Annotated in this window: 13 protein-coding genes; all 13 read left to right on the top strand. The window is 61.1% G+C overall.

Annotated elements, in window-relative coordinates; translation table 11 throughout:
• Positions 1 to 439: Csu type fimbrial protein (locus tag AC1D1X_RS06085; protein ID WP_477697975.1), on the top strand; the 439-nt coding region annotated here is incomplete at its 5' end.
• 16 nt (positions 440 to 455) lie between these two features.
• A complete protein-coding gene (locus tag AC1D1X_RS06090) occupies positions 456 to 1031 on the top strand; it encodes a hypothetical protein (protein WP_477697976.1) in 576 nt (191 codons plus the stop codon).
• A gap of 2 nt (positions 1032 to 1033) precedes the next feature.
• Positions 1034 to 1765 carry a fimbrial biogenesis chaperone gene (locus tag AC1D1X_RS06095; RefSeq protein WP_457281347.1) on the top strand — a complete coding sequence of 244 codons (732 nt, stop codon included), beginning with the start codon at positions 1034 to 1036 and terminating at the stop codon, positions 1763 to 1765.
• A gap of 17 nt (positions 1766 to 1782) precedes the next feature.
• Positions 1783 to 4173, top strand: a complete 2391-nt coding sequence (locus AC1D1X_RS06100) for a fimbria/pilus outer membrane usher protein (RefSeq protein ID WP_477697977.1) — start codon at positions 1783 to 1785, stop codon at positions 4171 to 4173.
• Positions 4170 to 5036 carry a spore coat protein U domain-containing protein gene (locus AC1D1X_RS06105; RefSeq protein WP_477668628.1) on the top strand — a complete coding sequence of 289 codons (867 nt, stop codon included), beginning with the start codon at positions 4170 to 4172 and terminating at the stop codon, positions 5034 to 5036. The genes AC1D1X_RS06100 and AC1D1X_RS06105 overlap by 4 nt, the downstream gene beginning before the upstream one ends.
• 168 nt (positions 5037 to 5204) lie before the next feature.
• Positions 5205 to 6101: a hypothetical protein gene (locus AC1D1X_RS06110; protein ID WP_477668629.1), complete on the top strand. Its 897-nt coding sequence runs from the start codon at positions 5205 to 5207 to the stop codon at positions 6099 to 6101.
• Positions 6102 to 6398: 297 nt separating this feature from the next.
• Entirely contained in the window at positions 6399 to 6770 is a 372-nt protein-coding gene (locus tag AC1D1X_RS06115) for a hypothetical protein (RefSeq protein WP_477668630.1), read from the top strand.
• Between the two features lie 877 nt (positions 6771 to 7647).
• Positions 7648 to 8295 carry a hypothetical protein gene (locus AC1D1X_RS06120; protein WP_477668631.1) on the top strand — a complete coding sequence of 216 codons (648 nt, stop codon included), beginning with the start codon at positions 7648 to 7650 and terminating at the stop codon, positions 8293 to 8295.
• Positions 8296 to 8323: 28 nt separating this feature from the next.
• Positions 8324 to 8971, top strand: a complete 648-nt coding sequence (locus tag AC1D1X_RS06125) for a hypothetical protein (protein ID WP_477668632.1) — start codon at positions 8324 to 8326, stop codon at positions 8969 to 8971.
• Positions 8972 to 9054: 83 nt separating this feature from the next.
• Positions 9055 to 9717 carry a hypothetical protein gene (locus AC1D1X_RS06130; RefSeq protein ID WP_477697978.1) on the top strand — a complete coding sequence of 221 codons (663 nt, stop codon included), beginning with the start codon at positions 9055 to 9057 and terminating at the stop codon, positions 9715 to 9717.
• On the top strand, positions 9717 to 10205 hold the full coding sequence (locus AC1D1X_RS06135; RefSeq protein ID WP_477697979.1) for a hypothetical protein: 489 nt from the start codon (positions 9717 to 9719) through the stop codon (positions 10203 to 10205). The genes AC1D1X_RS06130 and AC1D1X_RS06135 overlap by 1 nt, the downstream gene beginning before the upstream one ends.
• An 80-nt stretch (positions 10206 to 10285) precedes the next feature.
• The gene (locus AC1D1X_RS06140; RefSeq protein WP_477668635.1) at positions 10286 to 11029 is read left to right on the top strand and encodes a COG1470 family protein; all 744 of its coding nucleotides are present in this window, start codon (positions 10286 to 10288) and stop codon (positions 11027 to 11029) included.
• The coding region (locus AC1D1X_RS06145; RefSeq protein WP_477697980.1) for a hypothetical protein at positions 11026 to 11864 on the top strand (839 nt) is incomplete at its 3' end. The genes AC1D1X_RS06140 and AC1D1X_RS06145, both read left to right, overlap by 4 nt.

Below are 11864 nucleotides of genomic sequence, written 5' to 3' on the forward strand. Positions count from 1 at the left end.
CGGCCTTGCCGCTATCGCCACCCTGCCCGCCTATGCTGCCACCGCAGCCGGCACCTTCAACGTGGTGATCAACCTGACCTCGAAGTGCGAGATCAACTCCACCAACGCCGCCACCGGCGCGGTCATCAACAACGTGGTGTTCAACTACACCTCGTTCCAGACCACGGCGGCTACCTCCACCGGCGGCGGTTTCAACGTTCGTTGCACCAACTCCCTGCCTTACACCCTGGCACTGAGCAACTCCGGCGTGACCGATGATGCCGTCAACCTGGCTTATACCCTGGCACTGAGCGCTGCTGCCGGCACCGGCAACGGCACCGACCAGGCCTTCACGGTCAACGGCACCATGGCCGCCGGCCAGGCTGGTACCTGCGCCACGGCGACTTGCACCAATACCGCTGCGACCAACAAAGTCAAGACCCTGACGATCACCTACTGATCGCCCCCCGGGCTTGATGTCAGCCACGTCGACAGTCATGATCCGCAAGGCCGCCTTCGGTGTTCTCCTGATGCTTGCCGCTGCTGCCTGCTTCGCGGGCGCGGCGGCGGGGCAGTTGTCGGTCCAGATCACGCTGAACGTCCCGGGAAACACCACCGGCAATGGCAACGCCTGTACCAGCGCCACCGGCTCTGGCGGCAGCGGTGCCTCGGTGCAGGTAACCTGCAATTCGAATGTCTTTGTCAATATCTCGCAARTCCGCAGCCTAGGGGATGCCCGCTTCATGCCCGGTTACCGGCCCACGCGGGACTCCCTGCTGCCCGACTACTGCCGCAATGAGTTGTCCCGCAACGACCCTGGCGCCCGCTATACCTGCCGGCTCCAGGACCAGCGCCAGGTGGCCACGGCCGACGAAGAATCGGATGACGGCTGGGAAATCGAAAGCCGGCGTTACGCCCTTGACACAGATGCCGCGGCGATTGAAAAACAGGCCCGTTTGCGGCTTCAGGATGACCGCGGTACCGTGACGGCACTGCACGTTGCCCATGCCGGTAACCTCTCTAAATCGGTAGAGATGCTGGTATCCTTCTGAGGATGAACGTCTCACAGCGCCGAAGCAAGCTTGTTACCTACGCCTTCCTGCTAAGCCTGCTGGGGCCTTGGGCGGCTGCCACGGCAGGCGTTTTTTCGGTGACACCGGTGCGGCTTTACATGACCCCGCGCGATCGGGCCATCGCCGTCACGCTGTCTAACGAAGCCGATACCGAAGTCGTGCTGCAGGCTGACATCAACACCTGGACCCAGAAACCCGACGGCACTGACGAACTCGTCCTGACCGAAGACCTGATCCTGGCCCCTCCCATCATCAAGCTGGCACCCAAGGCCCGGCAAGTGGTACGCCTTGCCCTGCTGAAGCCCGCAGATGCAAGCCGGCAGCTGACCTACCGCATGATCATTCGCGAAGTTCCTGAAGCTGTACCCGCAACTGGCATTCAGGTTCCCATCGCGCTGGCCTTGAGCATGCCCGTGTTCATCACGCCCCCTGTGGCCAAACGCCAGGTTAGTTGCACTAACCAGCTGGCGGACGCCAAAACCCTCAACCTGCAATGCAGCAATACCGGTACGGCTTACGCCCAGATACGGGAAGCGACCGTCACGCGTAGCACACAAGTCCTGGCCCGGTTTGAGGGTGGCAGTTACATCCTGCCCGGTGCCCGTAAAACGGTCGGGCTTAAGGCAGAGCAGGCCCTTACAAAAGGGGACGCCCAACTGGTGGTGACCTTTGATGACGGACAAAGCCTGACGACCAGCATCACGCTGCCTTGATTTGGTACCCGATTTCAATGAGGCGCTGGTGGACTTTACGAAAACACCCCGTAGCGATTGGCATTGCAGGCCTTTGTTGCGGCCTGCTGGCACACGCCCAGACACCCGCCTCCTCTAATGCGCCGCCAGCGGCCCGGTCATCCAGCGACCGGCTCCTTCCGCTGGAAGTCTTCATCAACAGCACCAAGGGCGGCGTCTGGACCCTGCTTGAGCGCAACGGCATCCTGTATGCGCCGGAAGATGCCTTTGAAGAGTGGCGGCTGAACCATCGGCCCAGCGCGCAGGACGTTGATTTCCAGGGCCAAAAGTGGTTTCCGCTGTCTGCTATTCCGGGATTCGAAGCGCGGCTGAATTTCGCCGACCAGTCAGTGGATCTGGTGTTTTCGCCGRCAGCCTTCAACGCCGTGCGCCTGACGCAGGAATCCGCCATGCGTCCCCCGCTGTCGCCGTCGATCCCCGCTGCATTTGCGAATTACGACCTCAATTACATCACCACCCGCAGCCGCATAGCCGGCAGCACCACGGATGCGAAGGACCTGGGCGCCTTGACTGAATTCGGCGTGTCGGGGGAGATGGGGCTGTTGACCAGCAGCTACGTGGGACGCAACCTCATCAGCCAGGACCCGACACTCAGGGCCTCATGGCGCAGGCTTGAAACCACTTACACGCGCAACTTCCTGGACAGCAACAGCTCCCTGCGACTGGGTGACAGCAGTACGCGCACCGGAATTTCGGGACGCCAGGTGTATTTCGGCGGCATACAGTTCAGCAAAAACTTCTCGCTGCAACCTGGCTTTGTCACCCAGCCGATTCCCACCGTGACCGGCCTGTCGGCGGCGCCCAGCACCGTTGAGCTCTATGTCAACGACGCATTGCGGCAAACTTCCAAGGTCCCATCCGGCCCCTTCAGCATCGACAACTTTCCCGCACTGACCGGCGCCGGGGAAGCCCGAGTGGTGGTACGTGACATCYTGGGCCGGGAAACCGTCGTCACCCAATCATTTTTCAGCAATGCCAACCTGCTGGAAGAAAACCTCAGCGACTGGAGCTTTGAGTTGGGGGCCGTACGCCGCGACCTCGGGATTGAGAACGCCGACTATGGGGATCGCTTCGTTTCAGGCCTCTGGCGCCAGGGCCTGAGCAAAAGCCTGACGGTTGAAGCCAACGGCGAATGGTCGAAGTCTCTGATGCGTGCCGGCGCCGGCGCCAGCTATGAGCTGCCCTTCCAGATGCTGGGACAGACGGCGTTTTCGGCCAGCCGCAGCGACGCGGCTGGCCAGGGCACCAACTGGATGGTCGGGGTCGAGCGCAGCGGACTGCGGCACGGCGTGTCGCTCAGCGCGGAAGGCGCATCGCGCGGCTACCGGCAAATCGGTATTGATACGCCATCGCCCCGCCTGCAAACCACCGCCAGTTACAGCTACAGCAGCGACAACTTCGGCGCCTTCAACGTGAGTTACGCTGGCTTTGACAACTACGACCTCGGAAAGCTCAACACACTCAGTGTGAATTACACCCTGCGCCTCGGTCAACGCGCAGCCCTGACTTTGAGCGCCACCCGCCTCAGCGGCATCAGCTCGGGGACTTCAGTGGGCGCCACCCTGATCGTGCCGCTTGAGAATCGGGTCACCATCGCCGCAGGTGTCACTACCCGCAGTGGAAGCACCGAAGGATATGTAAACGCCAGCCGAGCAGTGAGTGCCGAAACCGGCTGGGGCTGGCGAACGGCGCTGGGCTCCCGTGCGGACGGCCGCTATGCGGAAGGCGGCGCTTATTACCAGGGCACCAAAGGCCTGTTTTCGGCTGACGTCAGCAATGGGGAGAGCCAGCAAAACCTGCGCCTGGGCCTGATCGGGGGCATGGTGGCGGCCGAAGGCCAAGTCTTCGCCACTCGCCGCGTGCAGGAAAGCTTTGCCATTGTCGAGGTGCCAGGTTATGCCAACGTGGGCGTGGGCTTCCAGGGCAGTACCCTGACCCGAACCAATTCAGACGGCGTCGCGCTGCTGCCGCGCCTGCTACCGTTCCAGCGCAACAGCGTACGCCTGGATCCGAGCGAGCTGCCGATCAGCGCCGAACTCGACTCCATCGAGCTCGAAGCCGTGCCGGCGCTTCGGGGGGCGGTCAAGATCGCGTTTCCCGTCCGCTCAGGACGGGGCGCCTTGATTCGTATTGAGCTGGACGATGGCGAGCCGGCGCCCTCGGGTGCAGAGGTTGAGCTGATCGGCGACAAGAAAGAGTTTTTTACCGCTCGCCGCGGCGAGACCTTTGTCACCGGCCTGCAGGCCCAGAATCGCCTGCGCCTGAAATGGAACGGGGCTACCTGCACATTTGCGGTGGAGTTGCCGCCCGGCAACCTTGAGGATATCGCCCGGGTAGGCCCGGTACGCTGCAGTGGTGTCAAACGATGATTGACACCAAACCCTGGCGCCTCGCCGCTGCGGCCTGCCTGACTCTTCTGGGCGCGGCACCGGCCTGGGCCGCGCTGATCTGCAACGCCACGGCGACGCCTGTGCAGACGGTGTACTTTGAGAACGACCCGAATCCCACAGACGGCGCGTGGACCGTGACGATCAACTGCACGCGCGGCCCCACAGATTCAGCCAGCTCAGACTACACCTTGCAGGCCGATAACGGTTTCAACCCCACAGGCAACACCAACCAGGCGGTCAACGGTAACGGCCAGACCAACCGGATCGCTTACGAGCTTTACAGGACGGCACCAGGCAACGGCGCATGGGGCGGAACCACGGCCACTGACTTCGCCGGAACGATCAACTTCGGCGGCGCCCTGACAGCCAGTGCCACCCATGTCTTCTACAGCCGCATTGCGGCCGGGCTCAACAAGAGCGCCAAACTCTTCACCGATACCGTGACCATGCGCCTGCGCTATGACAACGGCCCCGGCAACGTGGATGTCTTCCCCACATTCCCCGTGAGCATCAACAACCAGTCCGTCTGCCTGCTCAGCACGCCGCCGGGCAATATCCAGTTCAACTACGCCTCCTTTCAACTCGCCGCGGCCACGGCCAGTACGGCCTATGCCGTGCGCTGCACCATCGGCGAAACCTACACCATGGCGCTGGACGCGGCGGCAGGAAACCTGCTCGCGCTCAACTACGCCCTGGCTTTGAGCAATCCAGCAGGTCAGACCGGTACCGGCTTCCCGCAGAATTTCACGATCAACGGAACCATCCCAGGCGGCCAATCCGGCACCTGTGCAACGGGCATGTGCACCAGCACGCAGGCGCGGACCCTGACCATTACTTACTAACATCCATCTTGTTTTCCGTCAGCGTGATTTTTGTCACGATTTTTCGACACCAGTACCCACGGGAACGACGCAATACGGCACCATGCACAGTACTGCTACAAAACGTTACCATCAGCAGTTAGGAGTCGTCCCGCCAACGAAGGCCCGGGCGATTAACGGAGTCCATCGATGAGTGTCTCTTACGCATTGCGCATAGCCCTGGCAGCCCTGCTGTGCACCTGCGCGCTGCAAGCCAAAGCAGCCATTACCTGCACACTCGCAGCCACATCCGTAGACCTCAATTACACCAACGGGGCCGCCGCCGCCAATGCCAGCGGCACCATCACTGTGAACTGCACCAGGCTGTCGACGGACGCCAACAGCACCACTTATTGGGTCAGCATTGATTACGGCAGCCGCACGGGCCTTACCCGCCGGGTTTTCCGTCACGGCGGCGGCACCATCAATGCCGACCGGCTCGATGTCAATATCTACAAGAATGCGACCACGACCGACTGGATCAACACCGGCACCGGGCGGGTGAATGGAACGTTGAATTTCGGCGCTGCGCTAAGTGCCAGTACCACGCTGACCTACAACTTCCGCGTGGTGGCAGGACAAACCGGAAACACGGCAGGCATTTATGACGAAACCTTTATCACGACCCTTCAGCTAGCCACTGCCGGCCCCGTCGTTGCCACCACGACCTTTACACCCACCGTGAGCATCATCGCCCAATGCTTTGTGGGGCAGGTGGCGTCAGGCAATACCGCCCCGGGCGCCATTTCGCCCTCCACACTGACACTGGACTACATCTCTTTTGCGCCCACCCCCCAGACCAGTACCATGAACTTCACGGTCGACTGCACTCGCGGCACCAGTTATGCCCTGGCGCTATCACCGGCAGCGGGCACATTGCTGGGCCTCAACTACACACTGGCACTCAGCGGTGCAAGCGCAACGGGCGATGGCCGGGCTCAGCCCTATACGGTGACAGGCACCATTGCAGCCGGCCAGGCAGGCACCTGCTCTACAGCCACCTGTACTGCCACCCAGACCGGGGTTACGGTCACCGTCACCTACTAACGCGCATCCCTGGCGCACCCGTCAGCAAGCTCCTGCCGCCAGCCGGCAGCGAGCGCTTTGCTGTTTTTATGCCCAATAAGGCCAGCATTCCACAGCCTTGTCGCGGCTCATATAAGGCTGGCACCCCCATATTGAAGAAAACCCCAACAAAACATCAATTTCATCAATTAATTTAATAAATCAAATTTGTGTGAAATGTCACTAATTAACAGTTATGAGGTGACTTTTACCAATTGATTCAAATTATCAAATTCGATAGCATGACTGCAACAACTGATATTTTTAAGGAGTTGCACCATGAAGATCATCAAATTTGCTTTTGTCGCCGCCTTGGCCACGCAGTCCCTGCTGGGAATTCATGGTGCAGCCCTGGCGCAAACATCCGGCTCCTTTGGTGTCACCATCATGTTGCGCAGCTTCAGTGAGGCTGTCACGGCAGATCATCGCTGCACCCATCGCGGCCAGCCAGACGGCCAGGCCGGCACCCTGCGCATCAGCTGCCCATCCACTGTGGATATCCAGGCTATCGCCGCAGCATCGACCAGCAAAAGCGGCCAGATCCAGCGCATGAACGCCATGCCCGATTCCGCTGCAGGTAGCCGCCTTGCTGTGGTGGCAGGCAAGCCCATGAACTCCCGGGACCCGGTTGAATTGACCATTTCCTGGTAATCAGCGGCTCACACGCCGCCTGGCGACACCAGGTTTCCATCCTGCCGCACTTGCATCTCGCGAGCAGGACCTTCAAGCCCTTGTCGGCAACCGGCATGCAGTGACGGCTGCATAGCAAATCTCGCGCAAACGAGGCGCGACCTGCCCGCGCCTCCGCACCACACTCAAACGCGCCTCGACCGGCACACAACCGTAACGCCGGTGTGCTGTGTGCCTGGCGATTCCGCCGGCAATCCGTCGCAAGCCGCCGCCAGCGAGCGCGCAGTCGATCAGCTGCCTGCGCTGCTATGCACGCCACACAAGGGCACCACGCGATCCCAGTGGCGTGCCTACCTGCCTATCTATCACGGGCAACCAACCACCACCGACGTCCCTTGCGTGGACCTCTTCCGGTTAAAGCGCATACGACTTGCCCAGTCAATCCAACCACCATCGCCGTCTGATTGCATGAAGCCCGCCTTGACTTTGAGGCCTCGCTCGAATAGCGCGTGCTACAGCCTTCATTKACCAGCTCTGCCTCTCATACAACGAGTGTTCGACCAGTTCAAGCGACGCGGTAGTTCCAGAGAGGAACAGAGAAAAGCACCACTTGGCAGACAAACGCCATTTGTTTCTGACTCGTTACACCACTCTGGGAAATATGTCACAGAAGAAGGCTTATGGCATTCGTTACATCCAAGCCAAACCCCATCTTTCTTGTCGCCATTTCGCATAAATCCATTGTTTTCAATGACTTAAGCGTGACGTATTTACCATTTGTCGCCCGCGTTACGAATGTAAAGCCACCTTTTTTCGAAACGCCTAGTTACAGTCCATTCACGTTCAGAAAAAGCCTGAACACCCGATTCACCTTCTTATTACCGCAGAGAGGACCTTGATGAAAAAAATTGTTTTAGCAAGCGCCTTGGGCCTGGCCGGTTTGGCGGCAGCGCCAGCGCATGCAGAGTCCACATTTACCACGCCCGCAATTACGGGTTCCACAGCGACTGCACGGCTGGACTTTTCCATTGTCATTCCGCAGGTGCTGTTCCTGCGTGTCGGCACCAGCTCTGGCAATACGGCAACCGATGGCACGATCGACAGCGTGACCTTTACGGTTCCAGGCGCCAGTGTGGGTAACAGCACCGTGATCGCCGGTGTGGGCGGCGACCTCACCGCAGGTGCTGTGACGGTGCGCGTTTATGGCAACGGCGGCAACATCAGCCTCAACTCAAACACCACCGGCCCGTTGACGACCGGCACCGCCGGTGAAGTGATCCCCTGGAGCCAGATCAATGTGGTCGGTGCCGCACTGGGAGCCACGACCGCCGGCTTTACCAATGCCGCCATTACCCACCCAGCATTCAACCTGGGCGCAGGCGGCGGAGCTGGTACCGCCACCACATTGACGGCCACCAACCGACTTGTCCGCGTCGAAGGCAAGTGGACTTATACCTACCTCAACGCAACCTTACCCGCAGCCGGCACGTACGGCGGCACCATCGCCAAAAACGGACGAGTTACTTACACCGCCACRCAGCTCTGAACTTCAACCTTAATCCTTAGGAAACATCATGAAAAAACTCCTTCTTGTCAGCACCCTGGGCTTAACCGGCTTGCTGAGCGCTACCGCCCACGCCGAATCCACATTCACCAACCCTGCCATCGTCGGTTCGACCGCGAACGCTCGCGTGGACATGACCATCGTCATTCCACAAGTGCTGTTCCTGCGTGTCGGCACCAGCTCCGGCAATACGGCAACCGATGGCACGATTGACAGCGTTACCTTCACGGTCCCAGGCGCGAACGTCGGCGACAGCACCGTGATTGCTGGCGTGGGCGGTGACCTGACCGCAGGTGCAGTGACAGTGCGCGTGTATGGCAACGGCGGCAACATCAGCCTCAACTCCGCCACCACCGGCCCGTTGACGACCGGCACCGCCGGTGAAGTGATTCCCTGGAGCCAGATCAACGTGGCCGGCGCAGCACTGGGCGCCACCACCGCCGGCTTTACCAATGCCGCCATCACCCACCCAGCGTTCAACCTGGGCGCAGGCGGCGGTGCTGGTACCGCAACGACGCTGACCGCTACCAACAAGCTGGTCCGCGTCGAAGGCAAGTGGACCTATACCTACCTCAACGCGACCTTGCCAGCAGCGGGCACCTACGGCGGCACCATCGCAAAAAATGGCCGCGTTACCTACACCGCTACACAACTCTGATTACATAAATCCTTAAGTGGCCCCGCTTGTCGGGGCCATTTTTATTTTTGTTGATATTTCTGAGTTAGCGTAAAGTGGTACTTATGCGCACCCAACCCCTGTTCCTCGTGCCCACTCGCAGCAGTGTGTTGCAAGTGCTGCGCGTCGCCGCATTGGGGGCCGGCGCTCTGGCCTGCGCGGGCGCCCAGGCCTTTGTTGTCACCATCACAGCAGGCACCAAGTCATTGTTTTTGCAGGTAGGCGCCGGAACCATGACCGGCGGCAATTTCAGCTCCGGAGGTACGCCCRGCAACAATTCCACCATCAATCGCGTTTCAGTCACCATTCCAGCGGCCAACATCGGAGCCGGCACCAGCGCCATGACAACCGACAGCACCGTTACGGCCAGCCCTTATGACAGCTTTGCCTTTTGCACGGTGCCCGCGCAGGTTTACGTCGGCGGCTTTTACCGCACACCGGGCACCGGCGCCAACGCCACACTCACCGCCACCGCACCGGCCTCTCTGGTCAATGCCACGGGCGACACCATTCCGTTCAATACCATCTCCTGGGTTTCCGGCGGCGCACAAGACCCGACTCCCACCATCCCCAGCGGAACGTTTGTAGGCGGTGCATCACAAACGCTGCTCAGCGTTACACGCAACACCTGGTTTGAAAGCTGTCTGCAGTTCAACTACGCCAATACCCAACTGGTGGGTTCGGGCACCTTTACCGGCCGCGTCAGCTACACCCTGACCTCCCCATGATGATGAAAAGACCGGTCAGCCTGTCACACCTCATCGGATTTGCCGCCCTCCTGCTGCTTGCCAACGTGCTGACTGCACAACACGCAGCCGCCACCACGACCCGCGTGGATGACACCGGCACCGTCGCGACCCAGAGCGTCGTCCCCATGCGCTGGCGGCAGCTGGTTCCTGGCCGCGGGGCCGACAACTCGGTGGAAGCCAGCCTGCGGGTTGCGCTTCGCCTGAACCTCTCGCGCTGGTTGACCCAGCCGGTCAGGCTCTACATGGGGCTCGCCCCGGTCCCGGGCGAGCCCATCTTTGTTACCTGGAGAACCCAGGGGCGTTTGCTGCCTGGCTCACTGCGATCTGGCGGCCGCACCCTGATCTTCGACGGTGTCGTCAGTGYGGCTACCCTGGAAGAAACCGTTGAGCTGATTCTCAGAACAGATGGGCGCGCGCTGACGTCTTCCCAGGCCCTGCAGTTTTATTTCGAGGTAGATACGCAATGATCCGTCTCCGGTTACTTGCCCTGCGGCAGTATGCGGCTGGCCTTGTTGGCTTGGCCTTCGCCCTGATTGCGCCTGGCGCAATGGCAAGCGAATTTGCATTGGCAGTGTCGCCTCCCCGGTTTGAACTCGAAGTCAAACCCGGCGAGCGTCTGCGCCAGATCATGGAAATCACCAACGCATCGTCAGCTTCCTCAACGTTCAGTATCAGGACAGCGGACTGGCGGCTTGGCATGGACAACTCCGTCACTTTTAACGATGAACTGGGGCCCGGCAGCTGCCGACCATGGGTGGCCATCGAGCGGCGCGAACTCACCGTTGCGGGTGGGCGTCCTTACCGGTTTCGCTTTGAAGTCAATGTGCCCCCCGATGCAAAGCCTGGTGAATGCCGCTTTGCCATCATGCTGGAAGGCCAGGAGCAGGTTACCCGCATGGAGTCGGGCCCCCCCATCCCATTTTCCGCGCGTCTCGGCGTGGTGGTGTACGTCACCATCGGCGGCGCCACACCGGAGCTGAGCGTCGCCGGCTCGGGCGTCCAGACCGTGAACGGCAAGCCCACACCCGTCCTGCAGATCCGCAACAGCGGCACGGCCCACGGCCGTGTCACCGGCTTCCTGAACGGCACCGATGCATCCAATACCTCACTGGAATTTTCGCCAGCCAACACCCCCATACTTCCCGGCGAGACACGCACGATCCCACTGAGTGCCACTCGCCCGGGAGACCAGGACACCGCGGCGCAGATCCGCTATCCCGTCACGGTGCGCGGCAAGCTCGAATGGGGCAAAGGCCAAACACAAAGTATTGAGCAGCGCTTCGCCCCATGAAGCGACGAGCGCACACGCCGATCATCCCTTCTTCCTTGCCACTCAAGTGGTGGCGCATCGGCCTTGCAGGACTTGGGACCGGTTTTGCAACGGCTGCGGCCCTGGCCCAGGCAACGGCTCCGCCCGCTGAGGGCCAGCCTTATGTGGACCGCGTTATGGAGGGCCTGCCGGACCCTGACGGCGGACTTCAGCTGAAGGCCAGCGAATACAACGAAGCTGGCTGGCCGCGAAGCTGGCGTGTTGACTATTCCCTGTTCAAGCAGAACGGTGGCGGTGGCGACACCACCTCCCGCGCGTTGGGCATAGGCGGCTTCGTGGACACACCGAACCACGGCGCGCTCTCGATCAATGCCAACCTGGTCCAACAGCAGTCGAATGCGCCGGGCAACCAGGCCCAAAACAGCGGCAGCACCTGGCGCATTGACCAGCGCGCCCTGCCGCTGGACGGCGGCTGGTTTGCCAACCACAACGCGGGCGACATCAATACCGTCAGCACCCGGCTCGCCCGTGGTACCGGGCGGGTATCGGTGCCGGCCACGCCCATCCGGGGTGTTGGTGGACAGTGGTACCTCAACGACGCCGTAGACCTGAACGCAGCCGCGGGACGTACCGGCCTCTTTAGCGGGCTGGATGCCGTCGGCTTCCAGACTTCCGGCGGCAGCATCGGGTCTGCCGGTGCGCAATTTCGCCTTCCCACCGGTGACGCATTGGGGGCAGGAAGCCGCACTGACGCCGCATTCCAGTTGATCGACGGTAAAAATATTTCGGACAACGGAGGCTTCGGCAACTCATTGAACACCCGCGCTTACTTTGCTGCGGCGTCCTGGGAAGGCGC

This window comes from Polaromonas sp. P1_G4 (genome assembly GCF_056405475.1).